This window comes from Cellulomonas humilata (genome assembly GCF_013359775.1).
Classification (GTDB): Bacteria; Actinomycetota; Actinomycetes; order Actinomycetales; family Cellulomonadaceae; genus Cellulomonas; species Cellulomonas humilata.
In genome coordinates this window covers 1-23,101 of sequence record NZ_JABMCI010000065.1, presented here as the reverse complement: position 1 = coordinate 23,101, position 23,101 = coordinate 1, and the positions used below count along the sequence as shown (strand labels likewise).

The 23,101-nt window shown below is 72.2% G+C and carries 17 protein-coding genes; 11 read left to right on the top strand and 6 right to left on the bottom strand.

The window, feature by feature from the left end; all coding sequences use genetic code 11:
• The first annotated feature begins 79 nt into the window (after positions 1–79).
• Positions 80–820 (top strand): hypothetical protein, encoded by a 741-nt coding sequence (locus HP550_RS11215; protein ID WP_175347776.1) that lies wholly within the window; start codon positions 80–82, stop codon positions 818–820.
• 70 nt (positions 821–890) lie between these two features.
• On the opposite strand, the gene HP550_RS11210 is transcribed toward HP550_RS11215, so the two are convergent.
• Positions 891–1,940 carry a glycosyltransferase family 1 protein gene (locus tag HP550_RS11210; protein WP_175347775.1) on the bottom strand — a complete coding sequence of 350 codons (1,050 nt, stop codon included), beginning with the start codon at positions 1,938–1,940 and terminating at the stop codon, positions 891–893.
• Positions 1,937–4,441 (bottom strand): sodium-translocating pyrophosphatase, encoded by a 2,505-nt coding sequence (locus tag HP550_RS11205; protein ID WP_175347774.1) that lies wholly within the window; start codon positions 4,439–4,441, stop codon positions 1,937–1,939. The genes HP550_RS11210 and HP550_RS11205 overlap by 4 nt, the downstream gene beginning before the upstream one ends.
• A gap of 253 nt (positions 4,442–4,694) precedes the next feature.
• Here HP550_RS11205 and HP550_RS11200 point away from each other — a divergent pair, with 253 nt between their 5' ends.
• From HP550_RS11200 to HP550_RS11190, 3 genes are all read left to right on the top strand, one after another.
• Complete coding sequence (locus HP550_RS11200; RefSeq protein ID WP_210767984.1) at positions 4,695–6,857, top strand: glycosyltransferase; 2,163 nt, start codon at positions 4,695–4,697, stop codon at positions 6,855–6,857.
• The gene (locus HP550_RS11195; RefSeq protein WP_175347773.1) at positions 6,854–8,158 is read left to right on the top strand and encodes a nucleotide disphospho-sugar-binding domain-containing protein; all 1,305 of its coding nucleotides are present in this window, start codon (positions 6,854–6,856) and stop codon (positions 8,156–8,158) included. The genes HP550_RS11200 and HP550_RS11195 overlap by 4 nt, the downstream gene beginning before the upstream one ends.
• 169 nt (positions 8,159–8,327) lie before the next feature.
• A complete protein-coding gene (locus tag HP550_RS11190) occupies positions 8,328–10,403 on the top strand; it encodes a serine hydrolase (RefSeq protein ID WP_175347772.1) in 2,076 nt (691 codons plus the stop codon).
• 7 nt (positions 10,404–10,410) lie between these two features.
• Here the strand turns inward: HP550_RS11190 and HP550_RS11185 are convergent, their stop codons facing one another.
• On the bottom strand, positions 10,411–11,064 hold the full coding sequence (locus HP550_RS11185) for a TetR family transcriptional regulator (protein ID WP_175347771.1): 654 nt from the start codon (positions 11,062–11,064) through the stop codon (positions 10,411–10,413).
• Between the two features lie 71 nt (positions 11,065–11,135).
• Here HP550_RS11185 and HP550_RS11180 point away from each other — a divergent pair, with 71 nt between their 5' ends.
• From HP550_RS11180 to HP550_RS11165, 4 genes are read left to right on the top strand one after another with little or no spacing between them, the layout of a single operon-like run.
• The gene (locus tag HP550_RS11180; protein WP_175347770.1) at positions 11,136–12,230 is read left to right on the top strand and encodes an NAD(P)-binding domain-containing protein; all 1,095 of its coding nucleotides are present in this window, start codon (positions 11,136–11,138) and stop codon (positions 12,228–12,230) included.
• A 16-nt stretch (positions 12,231–12,246) separates the two neighbouring features.
• On the top strand, positions 12,247–13,101 hold the full coding sequence (locus HP550_RS11175; protein WP_175347769.1) for a helix-turn-helix domain-containing protein: 855 nt from the start codon (positions 12,247–12,249) through the stop codon (positions 13,099–13,101).
• Positions 13,102–13,111: 10 nt separating this feature from the next.
• A complete protein-coding gene (locus HP550_RS11170) occupies positions 13,112–13,906 on the top strand; it encodes an oxidoreductase (RefSeq protein ID WP_175347768.1) in 795 nt (264 codons plus the stop codon).
• A 24-nt stretch (positions 13,907–13,930) separates the two neighbouring features.
• Positions 13,931–14,752 (top strand): alpha/beta hydrolase, encoded by an 822-nt coding sequence (locus HP550_RS11165; RefSeq protein ID WP_175347767.1) that lies wholly within the window; start codon positions 13,931–13,933, stop codon positions 14,750–14,752.
• On the opposite strand, the gene uxaC is transcribed toward HP550_RS11165, so the two are convergent.
• From uxaC to uidA, 3 genes are read right to left on the bottom strand one after another with little or no spacing between them, the layout of a single operon-like run.
• The gene (uxaC, locus tag HP550_RS11160; protein WP_175347766.1) at positions 14,749–16,173 is read right to left on the bottom strand and encodes a glucuronate isomerase; all 1,425 of its coding nucleotides are present in this window, start codon (positions 16,171–16,173) and stop codon (positions 14,749–14,751) included. The two genes, HP550_RS11165 and uxaC, sit on opposite strands and share 4 nt — an antisense overlap.
• Positions 16,174–16,175: 2 nt before the next feature.
• Positions 16,176–17,585, bottom strand: a complete 1,410-nt coding sequence (gene uidB, locus HP550_RS11155; RefSeq protein WP_175347765.1) for a glucuronide transporter — start codon at positions 17,583–17,585, stop codon at positions 16,176–16,178.
• Between the two features lie 59 nt (positions 17,586–17,644).
• Positions 17,645–19,423, bottom strand: coding sequence for a beta-glucuronidase (gene uidA, locus HP550_RS11150; RefSeq protein ID WP_175347764.1), 1,779 nt, complete (start codon positions 19,421–19,423; stop codon positions 17,645–17,647).
• 122 nt (positions 19,424–19,545) lie between these two features.
• Here uidA and HP550_RS11145 point away from each other — a divergent pair, with 122 nt between their 5' ends.
• From HP550_RS11145 to manD, 3 genes are all read left to right on the top strand, one after another.
• Positions 19,546–20,556, top strand: a complete 1,011-nt coding sequence (locus tag HP550_RS11145) for a LacI family DNA-binding transcriptional regulator (RefSeq protein ID WP_343048129.1) — start codon at positions 19,546–19,548, stop codon at positions 20,554–20,556.
• A 102-nt stretch (positions 20,557–20,658) separates the two neighbouring features.
• Complete coding sequence (locus tag HP550_RS23055) at positions 20,659–22,056, top strand: mannitol dehydrogenase family protein (protein WP_343048128.1); 1,398 nt, start codon at positions 20,659–20,661, stop codon at positions 22,054–22,056.
• Positions 22,053–23,101, top strand: a 1,049-nt coding sequence (gene manD / locus HP550_RS11135; protein ID WP_175347762.1) for a D-mannonate dehydratase ManD, incomplete at its 3' end; no start/stop codon positions are given. The genes HP550_RS23055 and manD, both read left to right, overlap by 4 nt.

Below are 23,101 nucleotides of genomic sequence, written 5' to 3'. Positions count from 1 at the left end.
GCGTCAACCCTAGCCGTGAGGCGTGCGTATGGGCCGGTAGTCCCAGGGTGAGGGAGCGTGTTCCCGGCACGATGGTCGTATGAGCCTCCACGTCCCCGGTGGTCTGCTGCTGACGGGCCGGGCTGCCCACCCGCTCGCCCTGCCGGCCCTGCTGAAGCCCGTCCTGCTCGACGTCGCCGACCGCCTGTTCCACGAGGCGCTCGCCACCCGCGTGGCCCACCACATCGACCGTGTGCGGCTCGGTCTGCCCGGCCTGGTCGAGGCAGGCTGTCCCACGTCGGCGCTGGGTGCGCTGGTGCGGCAGACCGCGGTCGAGACCGTGGCGGCCATCCACGACGACCACCTGCGCAGCCAGGACGTCGACCTCGGGGTGAGCGTCACCATCCTCGCGCACCCCGACCGGGACGACGCGCTGCTCGGCATCATCCACGCCGGGCGCCGCGAGCTGCGTGACGCGGTGCTCGCCCTCGACGGCATCGACGAGTACTCGTACCTGGCCGTCGAGAGCCCTCGGCTGGCCGCGCACGAGTGGCAGGCGCGCGCTCGCGTGTGGTCCCACGCGCTGCGCGACGGCCGGTACGCCGACCTGGGCTGGACGTGGTCGCTGTTCGGGCGCTACCCCGAGCAGACGCTGCGCTGCCTGGCCGCGCCGGACACGAACAAGCTCGTCGCCGCGCTGCCCGGTGAGCAGGACCGCGCACGGCACCTGGCCGGCGTCCTGGGCACCACACAGCCGACGAAGGACGCGAACGACGTGGCCGCCCTGCTGCCGACGGCCTACGCCGCGCTGGCGCCGATCGGCGCCGACGACCTGGCCTGACCGGCGCCCCACGACAGCGGCGAGCCCCCGGTCGCCAGGACCTCCTGGCAGCCGGGGGCTCGCCGCGTCCTCACTGCCCGAACCAGCGACCCACCTGCTCGACGATCGCGGCGTCGAACCGGTCGTCGTCGTGCCGCGCGCGCAGCCACTCGGCGAAGCTGCCGCCGGCCGAGGCGTCGGCCTCCCGACGGCACGTGTCGGTGTCCGTGAGCGCGCGCAGCAGCATCTGCTCCGCCTCGGCGGGCGTGCGGTACAGGAACGGGTACTCGGGCGGCAGGATGGCGCGCGCCCAGGGACGGTCCGGCAGCACGCCGACCGCACCGGCGACGAGCGCCTCGATGTACTCGAGCCCGTAGGACTCGTCGGTCGCCGTGGCCAGGAACGCGGTGGTGCGCGACAGCGCCGACCAGTAGCCCTCGCGCGTGGCGGTCAGCGGCCCCACCCACGCCCAGTCGTAGAGCGAGAGGCGCATCGCCTGCTCGGTGGCCAGGTGCGACTCGTGCAGGCGTGCCTCGACGCGCAGCGGGGTGCGCTTGGCGACCCGCTCGACGATGTCCAGGAACAGCTGCGGCTGCTTGCGGTCGGACAGGTAGATCGCCGGGTAGAGCACGACGGGCACGTCCGGGTCGCGCCGGGGGAGCACGTGGTCGAGCCGGATGCCCAGGTTCACCCAGGCGACCTCCGCCTTCTCCGCCAGCGCCGGGATGGTCCAGCGCTCGACCATCTCGCGCACCTCGCCCGCCGTGCGCTCCGAGTTGGCGAACGTCGGGAACAGGGCGCAGGACAGGGCGACGGCGGCGCGCTCCACCGGGTGGGAGAACTGCGACGTGCCCAGCCACACGAAGTTCATCACGTGCGGCTCACCGCCCGAGGCGGCCAGCGTGCGCCACACGGCGACCGTGTCGGCCGGGGCCATGTTGATGACGATCGTGTCGTCGGGGTCGACGAACTCGAGGGGGAGCAGGTCGAAGTCGGCGCCGCGTCGCGGGCCGGGCCCGACGAGGATCGACCCGGGGAAGATGCGGAGCAGGCGTCGCACCAGGGTGGCACCGGCGTCGTGCCCGGCGACGTGGCCGTCGGTGTCGACGAGGACGTCGGGGTGGCGGACCGCGATCCTCATCGGTCGCTCACCTTCGCGTCGACCAGGGCGCGATCGGTGCCGGAGGCCGCGGGAGCGGCGCCGGACGTCGCGTCCCCGCCGTCCCCGAGGCCGACCGGCTGCGCCTCGTCGGAGAGCGTCGACCGGATCCGCATCCCGTAGAACGAGCGGTACACGAAGAAGGCGGACGCCAGGAAGAACACCGCCGCCAGGGTGAGCACCAGGGTGTGCAGGCCGTCGGCGGTGAGCCGGACCGAGAGCTCGACGGCCAGCAGGCCGAACAGCGTCGTGAACTTGATGACCGGGTTGAGCGCCACCGACGACGTGTCCTTGTACGGGTCGCCGACCGTGTCACCGATGATCGTCGCCTCGTGCAGCGCGGTGCCCTTGGCGTGCAGGTCGATCTCGACGATCTTCTTCGCGTTGTCCCACGCGCCGCCCGCGTTGGCCATGAAGAACGCCTGGTACAGGCCGAACACGGCGATCGAGATCAGGTAGCCGATGAAGAAGAACGGCTCGACGAACGCGAAGGCCAGGGTCGAGAAGAACACGCCGAGGAACATCGTGAGCATGCCCTGCTGCGCGTACTGGGTGCAGATCTCCACCACGCGGCGGGAGTCGGCCTCGCTGGCCCGCGTGGCGCCGTCGAGGCGGATGGTGGTGCGGATGAACTCGACCGCGCGGTACGCACCGGTGGTCACGGCCTGGATCGACGCGCCCGTGAACCAGAAGATCACGGCGCCACCCATGACCAGGCCCAGCAGGAACGGCGGGTGCAGCAGCGAGAGGTTCTGCAGGCTGGTGGTGAGCCCCTCGGTGAGGCCCATGATGATCGAGAAGATCATCGTCGTGGCCCCGACCACCGCGGTCCCGATGAGCACCGGCTTGGCGGTCGCCTTGAAGGTGTTCCCGGCGCCGTCGTTCTCCTCGAGCATCGTCTTGGCGTGCTCCCACTGGGGCGTGAACCCGTGGTCGGCGACCAGCGCCGCCTCGATGTCGTCGATCTCCTCGATCATCGAGAGCTCGTAGACGCTCTGGGCGTTGTCCGTCACCGGACCGTAGGAGTCGACCGCGATCGTGACCGGACCCATCCCCAGGAACCCGAAGGCGAGCAGCCCGAACGCGAACACGGCGGGCGCCAGCATCAGCGTGTCCAGGCCCAGCTGCGACAGCAGGAACGCGCCGCCCATGAGCCCGACGATCGTGGTGCCGAGCCAGTAGGCGGAGAAGTTGCCGGCGACGAGGCCGGACAGGATGTTCAGCGAGGGACCGCCCTCGCGCGAGCTCATCACGATCTCGCGCACGTGGCGGCTGCCGGTCGACGTGAACGCCTTGACCAGCTCGGGGATCACGGCCCCCGCGAGCGTGCCGACGGCGACGATGGTCGCGAACACCCACCACAGCGACGCGGTCTTTCCCTGGCCGAGGACCAGGTAGGTGGTCAGGTAGGTGGCGGCGACGCAGATGCCGGACGTCACCCAGACCAGGGAGGAGAGCGGGGTCTCGAAGTTCATCCGCTTCGCGTCCCGGTACTGGTGACGCACCCAGGCGTCGTTGACCAGGTAGGACAGGGCGGAGGCGATGATCATCACGGCGCGCACGACGAACATCCACACCAGGAGCGTCGCCTGGACCGCCGGGTCGTGGACGCCCAGCAGGACGAACGTGATCAGGGCGACGCCGGTGACGCCGTAGGTCTCGAAGCCGTCGGCGCTCGGGCCGACGGAGTCACCCGCGTTGTCGCCTGTGCAGTCGGCGATGACGCCGGGGTTGCGGGCGTCGTCCTCCTTGATCTTGAACGCGATCTTCATGAGGTCCGCGCCGATGTCGGCGATCTTGGTGAAGATGCCGCCCGCGATGCGCAGCGCCGCCGCTCCCAGGGACTCGCCGATGGCGAACCCGATGAAGCAGGCGCCGGCGATCTCCCGCGGGAGGAACAGCAGGATGACCAGCATCATGAACAGCTCGAGGCTGATGAGCACCATGCCGATCGACATGCCCGACTTCAGCGGGATCCGGTGCACCTGGAGCGGGGTGCCGCGCAGGGCGGCGAACGCGGTGCGCGAGTTGGCGAACGTGTTCACGCGGATGCCGAACCAGGCGACGGCGTACGAGCCGGCCATCCCGAGCAGGCTGAACCCGATGACGATCGAGACCTTGCTCCAGGGGAAGTCGATGAGGAACCGGTAGTACACGACGATCACCGAGGCGATGAACACCCAGAGCATGAGCAGGAACTTGCCCTGCTTGACCAGGTAGGCCTTGCACGTCGAGTAGATGAGCTCCGAGATCTCGAGCATCGACGCGTGCACCGGCAGCCGGCGCAGCTGGACGAACGCCAGCATGCCGAAGCCGAGGCCGAGCACGCACACGACGAGGCCGAGGCCCAGCAGCAGTCGCCCGGACACGCCACCCATCACCGTCACGGCGCTGAGGTCGGGGAGAGCCAGGCTCGCCTCGCCCCCGGGTCCGGCGCCCGGCGGTTCCGCCGTCGACGAGAGTGAGCTCCAGAGGGCGGTCATGGTGAGCACGGGATCCCCGTTCGTGACGTGCGTCGGCCTTTTCCTGCAGGTTAGGGCCGCCTTTCGCCGTCGACTGTGACCTAAGTCTCGGTCCGGGGTGCATCCATCCTGCTGGCTCGGGCGAAGGAGGAGCGGGGACCTGCGTCCAGGCGTGTCCCCGCTCGACGGGCTGGTCGCCACGAGCCGATCTAGCATCGGCCGTGTCGCGAGCAGCCGCGTCGTCCCCCTGGCGCCAGGAACGTGGAGGACCACCGTGGGCATCCAGACCTCGCTCGACGCGCTGCGCGCGGCCGACCAGATCGTCGACGCGATGCGGCTCGCCGACGAGCTCGCGTTCGAGAGCAGCCGCGACCCCGGCGTGCGCACCATCCGTGTGCTCACGGCCGCGCTCGACGACGCGGACCAGCTGGTCGCGATCGCCGCGGTGCACGCGCTCGGGACCATCGCCGACGACGAGGCCTCCCGTGCGCTCGTCCGGCTGCTCTCGAGCGACCGCCTCTTCGTCCGGGAGCACGCCGCCTGGGTGCTCGGGTCCGGCCTGCCCCGGTCCGAAGCGGTTGCGCGGCTCATCGGGATGACCGCCGACGGAGGGTTCGGCGGGATGCTCGCGCAGCGGACGCTCGAGCAGTGGTCCACCGGCGCGCCCGAGCCCGTCGCGGTCGGGCTCGAGACGGCGCTGCTCGGGGTGCGGGAGCCGCCCGCCCGTGCCCGCGTCGTCGAGACCCTGGGCCTGGTCAGGCACGTGATCGCCGTCCGACCCCTGCTCGCCCTCGCCGCCGACCACGACGAGGCCGAGCAGGTCCGCACCGCCGCTGTCGCGGCGCTGGGCCGGCGCCCCGGGGACCACGCGGTCCTGGGGCTGCTCGACGGTCTGGCGTCCGGGACGGGTGCCCTCGCGGACGTGGCCCGCCTCGCACTCGTCGACATCGCCGCGCAGACGTCACCGGACGCGTCGCCCTCGCGCGACGGGCTCACCGTTGCCCAGCTCTTCCTGCACGCCGACATCGACGCGGGCCTCAGCGCCGCCGGCGTCGGCGACAACGGGGGGATCGCCACCCTGCTGGTGCGGCTGGGCGACGCCCTCGTCGCGCCCGGGACCGACGAGCCGACCCCGGTGACGCGCGTCCTGACCATGTCGCGCGGGTCGGTGGCCCAGGCGGAGGCGGATCTCGGTGGGCTCCGCGGCTCGGGCCACCTCTACGGTCGGGTGCCGCTCCAGCCGGACGCCTCGCCCTCGGCGACCGCCTGGTCGTTGCGCGTCTCCGCCCGCCGCGGGATCCGCCGCCTCCTGCGCGCCGCGGGGGGCGTCGACGTCCTCCACCTGCGCATGGCCGACGTCGGCAGCCTCGCGGCGGCGGACGTCGCGCGCGAGCTCGACATCCCGGTGGTCTTCACGGTGGCGCCGGACCCGCACGCCGTCATCCGGTCGCTCGACCTGGCCGGGCGCCTCACGCGGGCGAACTTCGGGCTGGTCGACGAGGCCGAGCACTTCTGGTTCCGGGTGCGGCTGGTGCAGCGCCTGGCCGCCAACGCGTCGCACACCGTGCTGTTCCCGCGCCCCACCCTCGAGCGCGACATGCGGGAGCTCGTCGGCATCGACCTCACCGCGCACCCCGAGCGGCACACTGTCGTGCCCGAGGGCGTCGACCTCCAGGTGGTCGACCGTGCCGTCGCCGAGGCGCAGGCCCACGTCGCAGGAGGCACGGCGTCCGACGCCCTGGCGCAGCTGCGCGCCATCGTCGAGACGCTGCCGGTCGGCCGTCGCGGTCTTCCGCTGATCGTGAGCGTCGGCCGGCTGCACCGGGTCAAGGGGATGGCCACCCTGGTGCAGTCGTGGGCCCGGAGCGGGCTGGGCGAGCGGGCGAACCTGCTGGTCGTCGGCGGCGACCTGGACCGTCCGTCGGCCGACGAGCGCGAGCAGCTGGACCTCGTCGACGCGGTCGTCCCGCCCGACCGGCGAGCGGCTGCCGGGCTGCTGCTGCCGGGTCACCGACCGAACGACGTCGTCGCCCGCTGGGTCGCGGCCGCACGCACGGGACTGCCCGGGCTGAGCGCACCCCGCGGCGTCTACGTGTGCGCGAGCCTCAAGGAGGAGTTCGGCATCGCCCTGCTCGAGGCCATGGCGTCCGGCCTGCTCGTCGTCGCACCGGACGGCGGCGGACCGGCCACCTACGTCGTCGAGGGCGACACGGGCTTCCTCGCCGCCACCTGGCACGCCGACCGGCTCGCCGAGGCGATCGACTCGGCGCTCACCGCGTCGCTCGCCGAGTCGGACGACCGGCGCGCCGAGCGGTCGCACGCGACGGTCGAGGAGAGCTTCACCATCCAGCGCATGGCGCGGATGCTCGACGACGTCTACGCGCGGGTCGTGGCCGACGAGCTCGCCGCGCGCCCGTCCCTGGTCGGCGCCGGATGACCCTGCTCGTCATCAGCCCCGACTACGCGTCCCACCTGCTCCCGCTGGCCGCCCTGGCCGCGGCGTGGCAGGACGCGGGGGAACGGGTGGTCGTCGCGTCCGGGCCTGCCACCGCGGGGATCGTCGAGGCGTCCGGCTACGAGCGCGTCGCCCTGGAGCTCGGTCGCGGGTCCAACCCCGGGGTGATCCGCGCCGACAAGCAGCCCGGCGACGAGGCGGACTCGCTGCGGGGCTTCTTCGACGCCACCCGGCAGGGGATGGTGCCCACCCTGACCTACCAGGCGCGCGAACGGCTGGTCGACCTCATGTGGCGGCCCGTCGAGAAGGCCCGGGCGACGCTCGACGTCATCGACCGGGTGCGTCCCGACGCCGTCCTGGTGGACCACCTCGCCTATAGCGCGCGCCTGGCGCTCTGGGCCGCGGACGTCCCGCACGCCGACGTCGTCCTCGGCCACCCGACCGCGCTGCCCGTCGGTCAGGAGGTGTACGGGTGCCCACCCGACTGGCCGCGGGCACTGCACCCGGATCCCGACGAGATGGAGCAGCTCGAGCAGCTGTGCCGCCGGGTCGCCGCGGGGTTCACCGCGGAGTGGAACACCGCGGCCGCGCAGCTGGACCCCGGACTGCCCGCCGTGCACGACGCGTTCGCGCAGCACGGGCCGCTCGTGCTCCTCCACTACCCGGAGGAGCTTGCGGACCCGGATCGGGCCGCTCTCCTCCCGCCCCACGAGTACCTCGGCGGCTCCTTGCGCGCCGAGCCGGCCGATCCCGAGGTGGACGCCTGGCTACGCACCGGCGAGCCGTTCGTGTACGTGAGCTTCGGCAGCTTCCTGTCGGTCCGCGGCGACGTGCTCGCGCGTGTGGCCGCGGCGTTGCGTGGTGCGGGAGTGCGCGCCGCGATCGCCACCGGGTCCACCCCGGTCGCGGAGCTGGGCGAGCTGCCCGCGAGCTGGCTCGTGCGCGAGTACCTGCCGCAGGTGCGTCTGCTGCGGGCAGCGGTCGCCACCGTGACGCACGGCGGCAACAACTCGGTCACCGAGGCGATCGCGACGGCCACCCCGCTGCTGGTCCTGCCGTTCTCGACCGACCAGTTCGCCGGGGCGGCCGCCGTGGAGCGCGTCGGCGTCGGCGAGGCGCTGGACCCGAACACGGCGTCCGTGGCCGAGCTCCGGGACGCGATCGAGCGGCTGCTCGTCCTGTCAGGTCCCGGTGCTCAGACGCTGCACGCCGCAGCGCGCGCCCTCGACGAGCAGCCGGGACCGACCAGGGCCCTGCAGGCCATGACCGCCGGCCGGCGGTAGTCGCCCGCGGCCTCGGTGTTCACCCGGGAGAAACTGCTGGACCGCGAGCACCCCGACGGCGCAGGCTGGGACGGGCCGTCCGGTCCTTCGCACCCCGCCCTGAGGCGCGCCCTGCTCGGTGTGCGGACGTCCAGAGGTTCGTCTCCCGGCGCGCCCGAGGAGTCCGACGATGGCGTACACGCTGGATCAGCACCAGGTCGCGCAGCTTCGCGAGCTCGTCGGTGCGGGGATCGACGGCATCGGCGACGTCGCGCTCGACGTCGACCGGGTGGCGGTGCACGAGCTGAACCCGCAGATCGCCGGGGTGGTCGCCGACCTCGGGCTGACGGGAGTGAGCGTCACGGCGCCCCCGCGGATCCCGCTCCCGACGCCGTACCACCTCGACGTCCGAGCCTTCGAGAGCGCCCTCCGCTCGGAGCTGTCGGCGTCGGTGGCCGGGTGCGCCTACGAGCTCCGGCAGGGGGGCCGCACCGTGTTCTCCGGCTCGGTCCAGGACGCCCGGATGGCCGGCGACTCGACCGCCGGGGTCCCCGCCGTGCCATGGACCACCCAGGAGCGGATGCACGTGGCGAGCTGCAGCAAGCTCGTCACCGCGATCGCCATGACCCGGGTGCTCGCCGAGCACGGCGTCGCGGCGAGCACGCCCGTCGCGGCGTACCTGCCCGACTACTGGGTCAGGGGTCCGAACGTCGGTCGGATCACGTTCGCCCAGCTCATGACGCACACGTCGGGGCTGGGGACGGCTGCCACGACGGACTCGGACTTCCTCCTGATGAAGTCCCGCGTCGCCGACGGGGTCGCGGTCGCACCCGCCTACCTGTACCAGAACGTCAACTTCGGGCTCTGCCGAATCCTGATCGCGACGGTCAACGGCGACGTCTCGCCCGCGATGCGGGTCGGCCTCGGCCTCGACGACGTCGTCTGGGACTCCGCGACCCTGAACGCCTACGTCGCCTACGTCGAGCAGAACGTGATGGGCCCGGCGGGGGTGTCCGGCACCGAGCTCGGCTACCGCGTCGGCCACGCGCTCGGCTACCCGTTCCCGCGGAAGATTCCCGGGTTCGCCTCGGGCGACCTCCGCTCCTGGGTGGGCGGCGTGGGGTGGCACCTGTCGGTCGACGAGCTGCTCCGAGTGATGGGCACGCTGCGCCGCGCCGGCACGATCCTGTCGCCGGCCGCTGCGGAGGTGATGCTGGGCCGCACGTTCGGCGTCGACTCCGTCATCTCGACGCGGGCCGGGGTGATCTACGAGAAGACCGGGTGGTGGGTCGACGGAGTGCGGATCCAGCACTCGGTCGCCCTGTTCCTGCCCGAGGACATGGAGCTCGTCATCCTCGCCAACTCCGGGTTCGGTGTGCCGAACGCCAACATGCTGGGGCGCGTCAGCGCGCTGTACCAGGAGTGCCTCAAGGAGAAGCCCCGCTTCCCGTCCGGCCCGACGGTCGTCCCGGCGTTCGTCTACGGCATCGAGCCCGACGGCGACCTCGTCTGGTACCGCCACGACGGCGCCGAGACCGGGGGCGGGATCGCGACCTGGCGTGGCCCGGCGAACGTCGGCGTCGGCTGGGGGACGGCGGCGCACGTCTTCCCCGCCGGGGGCGACGCCCTGTACCTGATCGACACCGAGGGGCGGCTCTGGTGGTACGAGCACAAGGGCTTCACCATCGGGGACGGCCTGGGCACGCCGGACGGTTGGGCGGGACCGCGCCAGGTGGGGCACGGGTGGGGCGACGTCGCCCGCGTGTTCTCCGGGGGTGACGGCGTGATCTACATCGTGGACACCGAGGGGCGGCTGCTCTGGTACCGGCACCACGGGGTGGCCTCGGGGGAGGGCCTCGAGACGCCCGGCTCCTGGTCCGGTCCGCGTGAGGTCGGCGTCGGGTGGGGAACGGCGCTGCACCTGTTCTCGACGGGCGGCGGCGTGATCTACGCGGTGATGCCGGACGGCACTCTGCGCTGGTACCGGCACGACGGGTTCGTCGACGGTCGGGGGCTCGACTCCCCGGGGGCGTGGTCCGGACCGGTTGACGTCGGCTCCGGGTGGGCGGACGTCACGCAGGTGTTCAGCCGGGGCGCCGGCGTGATCTATGCGGTGATGCCCGACGGGACGCTGCGGTGGTTCTGCCATGACGGGTACCGCACGGGAGCCGTCCAGTGGCGCGGCCCGGTCGACGTGGGGACCGGGTGGGACGCCTTCAGCACCGTGTTCGCCCTCCTGCCGCGCGAGCCGTCCCCGGTCCGCTGACCGGGCGTCACCGGGCGTCGGTCAGCGTCCGGGTCCACGTGTCGGCCAAGGACGCCTCGAAGCGCTCGGTGGTCCAGCCGCGCTCGTGCACGAGGAGGGCCCAGTGCTCGGGGCCGTTCGTGCTCCAGACGAGGTCCGCCATCTCGTCGTCGGACACATCGGTGCGCAGCTCGCCCGTCGCCCGGAGGTCCGCGACGAAGTCCCGCATGTTGGCCGCCCGTCGCGAGGAGATGGTCTGCCAGAGGGCCCGACAGTCCGCATCCGACGTGGCCGCCTCGCGCAGGGCGAGGTAGACGGGCCCGAGCCGGTCCTGGATCGCGGCCACGGCGCGGGCGTAGATCGCGATCTTCTCGCCGGCGGTGGACGCCTCCCGGATCCGCCGGACGTACTCGCGCTGCGCGGCGGGCACCGCGTGGTCCGTTCCGGAGATGGCCGCCTCCGCCACCTCGCGCAGGAGCGCAGGCTTGCGACCGACGGCGGCGTAGACCGTGTCGACGGCGACCTCGGCCCGGGCGGCGACCGCGGCGACGGTCGTGCCGGCGTATCCCTCGCTCAGGAACAGGTCGCGCGCGGCCCGCAGGACGGCCGACCGGGTGGCAGCGGCCCGCTCGGCGCGCTTGGGCGAGTGGTACGGCCGGGTGGCGTTGACGTCCCGAGGCATCGGCCCTACCCTCCGAGTATTCGTCCGAAAGTGCTTCGGATGAAGACTAGCAGCGGTGACGGGGGAGCGGCGTGAGTGTCGAGAACGTGCAGACCGTGGTCATCGGGGGCGGACAGGCCGGCCTGGCAGCGAGCCACGAGCTCTCCGGGCGCGGACTGCCGCACGTGGTCCTCGAGGGCGGCGCGCGGATCGGCGACTCGTGGCGCCACCGGTGGGACTCGCTCCGCCTCTTCACACCCGCGCGCTACGACGGTCTGCCGGGCCGTCCGTTCCCGGGCGACCCGTGGTCCCTGCCGACGAAGGACGCGTTCGCCGACTACCTGGAGGCGTACGCGGCTGACCTGCGCGTCCCGGTGCGCACGGGCGTCCGCGTGCGGAGGGTGTCGCGGTCGGGCGCCGACCTGCTCGTCGAGGCGGACGGCGGGACCTGGCGTGCCCAGAACGTCGTGGTCGCGGCGGGGTTCGACCGCGTGCCGCGCGTGCCGGCGTTCGCCTCCGCCGTGCGCCGGGACGTCGTCCAGCTCGACGCGGTCAGCTATCGCGGGCCGCACCAGGTCGGACCCGGCGACGTGCTCGTCGTCGGGGCGGGCAACTCGGGGGCGGACATCGCCCTGGAGCTGGCGACGACGCATCGCACCTTCCTGTCCGGCCGGCACCCCGGCCAGATCCCGTGGCGGATCGAGCAGCCCCTGGCGCGGCCCCTGAACCGGATCGCGTTCTGGGCCTTCAGCCACGTGCTGACGACGGGCACCCCGATCGGCCGACGAGCCCGCGCCGACGTGCTCGCCCACAGCGGCCCCCTGATCCGGGTCAAGTCCCGGGACCTCGCCGCCGCGGGCGTCCAGCGCGTGCCCCGGACCACCGGTGTCCGCGACGGGCTGCCCGCGCTCGACGACGGCCGGACGATGGACGTCTCGACGATCGTCTGGTGCACCGGGTTCGACCCCGACCACAGCTGGATCGACCTCCCTGTGCTCGACGGCGTGGGCTCCCCGACGCACGACCGGGGGGTCACCACGGAGCCGGGGCTGTACTTCCTCGGCCTGGTGTTCCAGTACGCCCTGGCGTCGTCGATGATCAACGGCGTCGGCGCCGATGCGGCCTTCGTCGCCCACCACCTTGCGGACCGCGCCGCGAACCAGGCGACGGCGACGGTGTCGGCGTAGCCGCTACCGTGCGGGTATGACCGAGGCGGGCCGGTTGGGTGACTACCTGCGAGCACGGCGCGAACGGTTGCAGCCGCAGGATGTCGGCCTGGTGGTGGGCTCCGGGCTGCGCCGGGTGCCCGGGCTGAGGCGCGAAGAGGTCGCCATCCTGGCGGGCGTCAGCACGGACTACTACCTGCGCCTCGAACAGGGACGCGACGCCAACCCGTCGACCCAGGTGCTGGACGCCCTGGCGCGGGCACTGCGCCTCGACACCGTCGCCACCGACTACCTGCACGCGCTCGCACGACCGGCGGAGCGCCCCGACGCAGCCGTCGGGGCTGACGTCGTCCGGGACGCGACGCGGTGGCTGATCGACTCGTGGCCGCTCACCGCCGCCGTCGTGCACAGCCGGTACGTCGACGTGCTGGCGTCGAACGCCCTGGCGCGGCGGCTGAACCCGAACTTCCGCGTCGGCGTCAACAGCGTCCTCTCGCTGTTCACGGACCCGTCGGAGCGGGTGTTCCACGCGGACTGGGACGGTCTGGCGGCACGTTCGGTCGCCCTGCTGCGGAGCGCGGCGCAGACCGGGGCGCGGGACGCGCGGCTGGAGTCCCTCGTCGCCGACGGCGCCGCGGGCAGCGCGGAGTTCCGGGAGCTGTGGGACCGACAGGACGTCCATCGCGCCGGCGACGGTGTGCACGCCCTCCGGCACCCGCTGGTGGGGAAGCTCGTCCTGAGCTATCTCCGGCTGGCCGTCGTCGGCACCGCCGGGCAGTCGCTGTTCCTCTACTTCGCGGAGCCAGGGTCGCCCAGCGCCGCGGCGATGGAGCGGTTGGCGGGGTCTGGGTGGGACCAGCAGGGCCAGGAACCGGACATTCCGGAGGTCTAGCGTCCCCCGTGTGGACCTCCATCTGGCAGGCAAGGTCGCAGTCGTCACGGGTGCGAGCAAGGGCATCGGGCTCGCCGTCACGCGCGCGCTGGTCGCCGAGGGAGTGAACGTGGTCGCGGGCGCCCGCACGATCACGGACGAGCTCGTGGCGCTGTCCGACACGGGGCAGGTCCTTGCGGTCGCGCTCGACCTCGCCGATGCCGACACCCCGGCGGAGCTCGTGGGCCGGGCTGCGCACTTCGGTGGGCTCGACATCCTCGTGAACAACGTCGGTGCCGTGACCCCGCGGACGACCGGCTTCCTGGACGTCAGCGACGACGACTGGCACAGCACCCTCAACCTCACCCTCATGGCCGCCGTACGCACGACGCGTGCCGCGATCCCCCTGCTCCTGGCGCGTGGTGCAGGCACCGTCGTGACGATCTGCTCCGTCAACGCCTACCTGCCCGATCCCGGGGTCATCGACTACTCGGCCACGAAGGCCGCGGTCTGGAACCTGTCCAAGTCGCTGTCCAAGGAGTTCGGGCCACGCGGGCTGCGCTTCAACACCGTCAGCCCGGGACCCGTGTCCACGCCGCTCTGGCTCGGTGAGACCGGGGTCGCGGCGACTGTGGCGGCGAGCCAGGGCATCTCGTTCGACGAGGCCCGCACGCGGATCATCGAGAGCGCGGGCGGCTTCTCGACCGGTCGCTTCACCGAGCCGGAGGAGGTCGCCGACCTCGTCCTGCTGCTGGCCAGCGACCGCGCCGGCAACATCACTGGAGCCGACGTCCTCATCGACGGCGGCTTCGCGAAGCAGCTCTGACCACACCCCTCTCAAGGAGCAGCCATGTCGAGAACCCCTGTCGTCTTCATCCACGGCCTCTGGATCCACTCGTCCGCGTGGGCGCCGTGGGTGGAGCTCTTCGAGGCGCGCGGCTACGCGCCCAGCGCGCCGGGCTGGCCCGGTGACGCGGACACCGTCGCGGAGACCCGGGCCGCCGCCGACGCGCTCGACGACGTCGGGATCGAGCGGATCTGCCACCACTACGCCGACTACATCGAGACGCTCGACGCGAAGCCGATCGTCATCGGGCACTCCTTCGGGGGGCTGATCGCGCAGGAGCTGCTCGCCAACGACCTCGTCGTCGCCGCCGTCGCCATCGACCCGGCGCCCATCAAGGGGGTCAAGACCGTGCCGTTCGCGCAGCTGCGCTCCGGGTTCCCCGTGCTCGGCAACCCCGCGAACAAGAAGCGGACCGTCTCGCTCACGGCCAAGCAGTTCCGGTACAGCTTCGGCAACACCCTGACCGAGGAGGAGTCCGACGCGCTCTGGGGGGCGTGGACGATCCCCGGCCCGGGCCGTCCGCTGTTCGAGGACGCCACCGCCAACTTCTCCCGGAACTCGCCCGCGAAGGTCGACACCCACCGCGCCGTCCGCGGTCCGCTGCTCCTCACCTCCGGCAGCGAGGACCACACCGTGCCGAAGTCGGTGACCCTCGAGGTCCTGGAGATGTACCAGGACAGCCCCGACTCGGTCACCGAGTACCACGAGTTCGACGGGCGAGGACACTCGCTGACCATCGACGCCGGGTGGCGGGACGTCGCGGACGTCGCCCTCGACTGGCTCGCCACCCAGCGCGTGGGCGTCCCGGCCACCGAGGGCGCCTAGAGCCCGAAGACCTCCGTGGGTCGGCCGCGGACCAGGTCCACGACGGCGTCGGCTGCCTCGTCCTCGTCGAGCCGGTGGTCCGCCACCAGCCCTGCGAGGTAGCCGGCGTCGAGGCGGCGTGCCATGTCGTGCCGCGCGGGGATCGAGCAGATGGCCCGCGTGTCGTCGATGAAGCCGCTGGTCCGGGACAAGCCGGCGGTCTCCGAGACCGCGGACCGCCAGCGGCGGATGGCGTCGGGCGCGTCGAGGAACCACCAGGGTGCCCCGACGTAGACCGACGGGTAGAACCCGGCCAGCGGTGCGAGCTCGCGGGAGAACACGGACTCGTCGAGCGTGAAGAGCACCAGCGTGAGGTTCGGGTGGGTGCCGTACCGGTCGAGCAGCGGGCGCAGCGCGTCCGTGAACGCGCCCGGCAGGGGCAGGTCGTGACCGGTGTCCGGACCGAACCGGGTGGCCGTCGGCCGGTGGTGGCCGCGGCGGACGCCCGGGTGCAGGGTCATGGTCAGACCGTCCTCCGTCGCCATCCGGGCCATCTCCAGCAGCATGTGCCGGCGCAGGGCGGTCGTCTGGAGCTCGGGCGCCTGGCCGGCCAGCGCCGCGCGGTAGATCCGCTCGGCCTCGGCGGCGTCCAGCGGCTCGGTGCCGACGTCCTCGTGGCTGTGGTCGGTGGACACGCCGCCGTGCCGACGGAAGTGCTCACGCCGGTCCTCCATCGCGGCGACCCAGCCCGCGTACGACCCGGTGTCCACCCCGGCGACCGCGCCCAGGTGGAGCACGTCCCGGGCCCAGTCCGGACGGCCGGCCTCGAGGTACTTGTCGGGCCGGAACGTCGGCACCACCCGTCCGGTGAAGGTCGGGTCGGCACGGAGCGCGGCGTGTGCCGCCAGGTCGTCCGCCGGGTCGTCCGTCGTGGCGAGCACCTCGATCCGGAACCGGTCGAACAGAGCGCGCGGCCGGAACGTAGGTTGCGCGAGCTGGTCGGCGATCCCGTCGTAGAGCTCGTCGGCCGTCTCGGCGCTCGGCCGTAGGTCCAGGCCGAACACGTCGACCAGCGCGCTCTCCAGCCAGTACTTCACGGGTGTGCCGCGGTAGACCGCCCAGTTCTGGCAGAGCAGCCGCCAGGCCTCGCGGGCCGCCGTGGGGGACAGGGTGCCCTGCCCCACGCCGAGCTGGTCGAGCTGGACGCCGGACGCGTGCAGGAGCCGCGTGACGTAGTGGTCGGGGGTGACCAGCAGCGACGTCGGGTCCGTGAACGGCTGGTCCTCCAGGAGCAGCCGGGCCTCGACGTGCCCGTGCGGGGAGAGGATCGGCAGGTCGCGCACCTCGTCGTAGAGGCGTCGGGCGATCGAGCGGACCTCGGGGGCGGTCGGCAGCAGCCGGTCGGGGTGGAGGCGCAGGGCCTCGGCGGTGGTGATCGACACGGTCAGTCCTCCCGCGCGGCGCGACGGGCGGCGACCTCGGCCACCATCGTCTTGAAACGGGTCTCGGTCAGCGGGTAGAAGACCATGATGATCACGCCGACCAGGATGAACGCGGCGGGGACGAACCCGGCGATGAAGCGGATGCCGTCCTGCGTGGCCTGGCTCTGGACCTCCTGCTGCGCGATGTAGCCGACGAAGCCCAGGCCGTACGCCGCTGCCGCGCCGCCGACCGCCTGGCCGACCTTGCGGGTGAACGAGAAGACCGCGTAGGTGGTGCCCTCGGTCCGCACGCCGGTCCGCCACTCGCCGTACTCGACGGTGTCGGCCTCCAGCGCCCACATCAGGGTGTTCACGGCCGCCATGCCGACCCCGTAGAGGCCGAAGAACGCGATGGCCAGGCCGGGACGGTCGGACGGGGTGAGGGCGATGCCGAGCGCCGCGATGATCGCGATGATGCTGGCGGAGATGTACGCCGGCTTCTTGCCGACGGCGCGCACGATCCTGGGGATGAACCCGGCGACCACGAACATCACGCCGGTGCTCACGACCGTGAGGATGATGAAGTAGTTGGCGTCGCCGAGCACGTCGCGGGCGTAGTAGGCCTGCACGGTCTGGAGCGTGAACATGCCGACCAGGAACGACAGCGCGCTGAGGCAGAGCATGAGCAGCGGCCGGTTGCCCTTGAGGGTGCCCAGGCTCTGCTTGAGGGTCACGTGGGCGACGTCGCGGGCCACGCGCTCCTTGGACGTGGAGAACAGCAGCATGTAGAGGCCGAACCCGATGACCACGAACAGCAGGGTGGTCAGGGTCAGCGACTGCTGGAGGTTGTCGGAGTTCTTGATCTGCGGGGCGACGATGAACGCGAGCGCGATGATCGTGGCCGCGGTGCCCATCGATCGGAAGCTGGCCAGCCGGGCGCGCTCGACGGGCTCCTGCGTCATGGCGGAGGCCAGTGAGCCGTAGGGGATGTTCACCAGGCTGTAGGCCAGGCCGAGCAGCGCGTAGGTGGCGTAGGCGTAGATGAGCTTGCCCGTGCCGCCCAGACCGCCGGGGACCGTGAACGTCGCCACGGAGAGCAGCAGCAGCGGCAGCGAGCCGAACAGGAAGAACGGCCGGAACTTGCCCCACCGGGTCATGGTCTTGTCGACCTGACGGCCGGCCCAGATGTCGGCGAACGCGTCCCAGACCCGGACCACGAGGAACAGCGTCCCCGCGGCGGCGGCCGAGATGCCGACCACGTCGGTGTAGTAGAGCAGCAGGAACATCGACGTCATGGAGAACGCCAGGTTGTTGCCCGCGTCGCCCGCGGCGTAGCCGAGGTAGGTGCGGAACCGGAGCTTGGACGTCGGGGCGGTGCCGGGGGCGGTGCTGGGGGCGGTGATCGGGTCGGAGACAGCGACGGTGCTGGTCATGTCGACTCCTCGGTCGGGCCGCGGGGCGGCGGGCGTGCTGGGGTGGGGGATGGGGCTGGTCATGGCTTGGAGCTCCAGCGGCGGCGCAGCACGTGCGCGGCGGCCTTCGGGCGGCGGTCACGGGTGAACACGCCCTTCTTGTTGCCGTCCACCCGGAACACGGAGGTGGAGGACGTCGCGAAGTCGGCGAAGTTCCACACCTGCTCGCCGACGACCGCGTCGACCGCGTCGAACACGCGGTGGTTCATGTCCAGGTACTCGACCTGGTACTCCTCGGACCACGGCTGCGGGGTCAGGGAGTGCACGCCGGCCACGGTGTCGGCGCCGTACTCGGTGATGATGATCGGCTTGCCCTCGGTGGCCCACTGCTGGAGCTCGGACAGCCAGGCTGCCTCCGCCGCGACGAGGTCGCCGGTGTTGACGTACCAGCCGTAGTAGCGGTTGAGCATGAGCACGTCGCCCAGCTCGGACACCTGGCACGTGCCGTGCGGTGCGAGCATCACGTTGACGAAGCCGACCGGGCGGCTGGTGTCCAGCTCACGGGTGAGGGCGAAGAGCGGCTCGAAGTAGGCGCGGGCGGCGTCCGTGTCGGACTCGGGCTCGTTGGCGATCGACCAGAGCACGACGCTCGGGTGGTTCTTGTCCCGCGTGATCAGCTCCCGGATCGCCTGCTTGTGGGCCTCCTGGCTCACGTCGTTGACGGTCTCGGGGGAGAAGGTCGTGTAGTTCTGGCCGCCGAAGATCCCGCCCGCCAGGCCCATGTTCTGCCCGACCGCGGCCACCTCGTCGATGACGACGATGCCCGTGCGGTCCGCGTAGTCGTAGACCTCCTCGGCGTAGGGGTAGTGCGCGGTGCGGAAGGAGTTGGCGCCGATCCAGTCGAGCAGCTCGAAGTCGTGCACCAGGAACGCGTCGTCGTGACCCTTGCCGCGCACGGCGGAGTCCTCGTGCTTGCCGAAGCCCTGGAAGTAGAACGGCTCGCCGTTGATGAGGAACTGAGTCCCGCGCACCTCGACGGTGCGGATCCCGACGCTCTGGTGGTAGCTGTCGAGCGAGCCGCCCGACGCGTCGAGCAGCTCGACCTCGGCGTCGTACAGGTAGCCGTCGCCGGGGGCCCACAGGTGGGCGTCGGGGACCTCGAGCTCACCAAGCGAGCCCTCGGCGGTCGCGACGGTCGCCCCGTCCGCGTCCCGCAGCGTCATCCGCACCCCGGCGTCGCCGGCCACGGTCACGGCGTAGGCGACGACCCCCGTGCTGCCGCGGCGGTCGGTCGTGACGACGACGTCGTCGACGTACGTGGTCGGCGTCGCGTACAGCCAGACCGAGCGGTGCAGTCCCGCGTAGTTGAAGAAGTCGTGGAAGTACTGCTGGCGGCGCCCCTGCGGGGTGTCGTGCACGATCCCCGGGGGGATCGTCTGGAAGGTCAGCTCGTTGTTCACGACGATCGTCACGCGGACCTCGTCGCCGGGGGAGACCAGCGCGGTGATGTCCGCCTCGAACGGCGTGTAGCCGCCCTCGTGACGGGCCACCTCCGTGTCGCCGACCCAGACGACCGCTGCGTGCGTGGCGGAGTCGAACCGGAGCGCGACGCGCTGGCCGGCCCACCCGCGGGGGACCCGCACGGTGGTCTGGTACCAGGCGTCACCCACGTGGTCGCGTCCGGTCGTCCCGACGAGCACGTCGTTGTAGCTCGCCGGGACGGGCATGGACCGGGCCTCGGCCAGCGGACCCTGGTGCCAGCCCTGCTGACGGCCGGCGCCCGCGGCGTCGAGGCGGAAGTCCCACAACCCGTTCAGGGACTTGCGCTCGCGGCTCGCGGTGTCCTGGGGACGAAGCATCGGTGCTCTCCTCTCATCGCCGGCGAAGCATCTGCGCATCGGCCGGTGTTCTCATTGAGGACCCGTGATCCCGGGACGACAAGCGGTTGCCATGACTTGTCTCGGTGCCTACCGTTCGAGGCGTGGATGAGCGCAAGGTGCCGACGATCTACGACGTGGCTGCGGCCTGCGGCGTCGCTCCGTCCACCGTCTCCCGCGCGTTCTCCCGGCCCGGCAGGGTCAACGCCGAGACGGCGGCACGGATCCGGCAGGTGGCCGAGGAGATGGGCTACCGCGCGAACCCGCTGGCGCGGGCGCTGCCCACCGGCAAGACGTCGCTGCTGGCGCTCGTGGTCTCCGACGTGACCAACCCGTTCTACTTCGAGATCATTCGCGGCGCGGAGCTGGCCGCGACCGAGGCGGACTACACGCTGCTCGTGGCCGACGTGCACGAGTCGGCGACCGTCGAGCGCAAGGCGCTCGAGCGCGCACTGCCGCTGGTCGAGGGGGTCGTGCTCGGCACCTCCCGCATGTCGGACTCGGCGATCCGGGTGATGGCCCAGCAGCGCCCGACTGTCGTGCTCAACCGGGTGCTCACCGGCATCCCGAGCGTCATCACCGACAACGCCCGAGGCGCGAGGCGCGCCGTGGAGCACCTGGCGTCGCTCGAGCACCGGACAATCGGCTACCTCGCCGGGCCGGAGGCGTCCTGGGCCGACGGCATGCGCTGGCGGGCGATGCGCGAGGCGGCGGAGATGCTGGATCTGCGGGTGCAGAGGTTCGGCCCGTTCGCGCCGACGCTCGCGGGGGGTGCGGAGGCGGTGCCCCTCGTCGTCGCCTCGAACGTCACGGCGGTGGTGGCGTACAACGACCTCGTGGCGATCGGGCTGATGCGCGGGCTCGCGGCAGCGGACGTGCGGGTCCCGCGGGACGTCAGCGTGGTCGGGTTCGACAACATCTTCGGTGCCGAGATCTGCTCGCCCGCCCTCACCACCGTGGCTGCGCCGCTGACGGCTCTCGGCAAGTACGCGGTGCAGACGCTGCTGGCCGGGATGTCGTCCCGCACGCCGCCGCAGACCCGTCCCGCGCTGCTGCCGGCCGAGCTGATCATCCGGGACTCGACGGCGCGACGGGCGCGGCGACGGCGGTCCTGACCGGGCCGCCAGGACAAGTCACGGCAACCGATTGCCATCGCCGAGTCGTGTGTCGCTCAATGGGGGAGGACCAACGAGGGTCCGACGACCAGGAGGTGAGCCGTGCACGACGGAACAGGCTGGGAGCGCACCGAGCCCCCCGCACCGGTGCGGATCGTGCACCTCGGCCTCGGCGCCTTCGCCCGGGCCCACCTCCTCTGGTACACCCAGGGGGCCAACGAGGCGGGCGGTGCCGAGCAGTGGGGCGTCGCCGCCTTCACCGGCCGGTCCGCCGCCGCGGCCGAGCCGCTCGCGCGGCAGGACGGCCGGTACACCCTGCTGGTCCGCTCGCCGGAGGGCGATGCGCCGACCACGATCGACGCGCTGGTGGCGGTCCACGACGGTGCGGACGCCGACGCCTGGCGCGAGTACTTCCGCCGGCCCGAGGTCGGGGTGGTCACCCTGACCGTCACCGAGGCCGGCTACCGACGCACGTCGGACGGCGCGCTCGACCGGCACGACCCCGCGGTGGCGCTCGACGTCGAACGCCTCCGCGCCGGGGGCGACGCGCTCACGGCGCCGGGCCGCCTGGTCGACGGGCTGCGTGCCCGACGCGAGGCGGGGACCGGGCCGATCGCCATCGTGAGCTGCGACAACCTCCCGGACAACGGCAGGGTGACCCGCCGGGTCACGCTGGACCTGGCCTCCGCGGTGGACGAGTCGCTCGCCCGCTGGATCGAGGAGGACGTCGCGTTCGTCTCGACGATGGTCGACCGGATCACCCCCGCCACCACTGACGCAGACCGTGCGATCGTGCGGAAGCTGACGGGCCGCGAGGACCGTTCCCCGGTGGTCACCGAGCCGTTCAGCGAGTGGGTCCTCGACGGCGAGTTCCCGGCGGGTCGCCCGCGGTGGGAGGTCGCCGGAGCCCAGCTCGTCGACGACCTCGAGCCGTACGAGCGCCGCAAGCTGTGGCTGCTCAACGCCGGCCACTCGCTGCTCGCGTACGAGGGGCTCGCTCGCGGCCTGTCCACGGTGGCCGAGGCGTTCGCCGACCCCGACTGCCGCGCCGACCTCGAGCAGCTCTGGTCCGAGGCGGCCGACGTGCTGACCCTGCCCGTCGACGACGCCACGGCGGCGCTGCGGGCGCGGTTCGCCAACGCCCGCATCGAGCACCGGCTCGCGCAGATCGCCAAGGACGGGTCCGTCAAGCTTCCCGTCCGGGTCATGGCCGTCGCCCAGCAGCGCGCCACCGCCGGGCTTCCCGTCGGACGCGCGGCGGCGGGGGTCGTCGCCGCCTGGATCCAGCACCTCGAGAGCGTCGACGCGTCGACCTCCGACCCCGGCGCCGTCGACCTCGCCGAGCGCCTGCGCGGCCAGGGCAGCTCCACCCGCGCCGACCTGGCCCTCGATCTCGTCGCCCCCCGACTCGCCCGCAAGGACGTCTTCGCCCGGCACGTCGCCGAGCAGCTCGCCGTCCACCGTCCCGCCCATCCCACCCTCGCAGGAGCCCGACCATGAAGATCGTCGCCGCCGACGTCATCGTCACCAGCCCGAACCGCAACTTCGTCACCCTGAAGATCACCACCGACGACGGTCTGACCGGCCTCGGTGACGCCACCTTGAACGGCCGCGAGCTCGCCGTCGTCAGCTACCTCAAGGAGCACGTCGCGCCCCTGCTGGTCGGCCGCGACGCGGGCCGGATCGAGGACACCTGGCAGTTCCTTTACCGCAGCGGGTACTGGCGTCGCGGGCCGGTGACCATGGCGGCGATCGCCGCGGTGGACATGGCCCTGTGGGACATCAAGGGCAAGGCCGCCGGCATGCCGGTGTACCAGCTGCTGGGCGGTGCCAGCCGCAACGGACTGATGGCGTACGGGCACGCGTCGGGCATCGACCTGCCCTCCCTCTTCGACTCGATCCGCGAGCACCAGGAGCTGGGCTACCGCTCGATCCGCGTGCAGACCGGGGTGCCCGGGCTGAAGGCCATCTACGGCATCGCCGCCCAGTCCACGGGGGACGAGCGCTACGACCACGAGCCCGCCCAGCGCGGTGCGTACCCGGCCGAGGAGGACTGGGACACCCGCGCCTACCTGCGGCACCTGCCGACCGTGTTCGAGGCCGTGCGCCACGAGTTCGGGCCGGACCTGCCGCTGCTGCACGACGGCCACCACCGGATGACCCCGATCCAGGCCGCGAAGCTGGGCAAGTCCCTGGAGCCGTACGACCTGTTCTGGCTCGAGGACTGCACGCCGGCCGAGAACCAGGAGGCCCTGCGCCTGGTCCGTCAGCACACCACGACCCCGCTGGCGATCGGCGAGATCTTCAACACCGTGTGGGACTTCCAGGCGCTCATCAAGGAGCAGCTCATCGACTACGTCCGGGCCGCCTCCACCCACTTCGGCGGGATCAGCCCGCTGAAGAAGGTCATGGACTACGCCGCGCAGTACCAGGTGAAGTCCGGGTTCCACGGCCCGACGGACATCTCCCCGGTCGGTCTGGCCGCGCAGATGCATGTGGGCCTGGCCATCCACAACTTCGGCATCCAGGAGTACATGCAGCACGG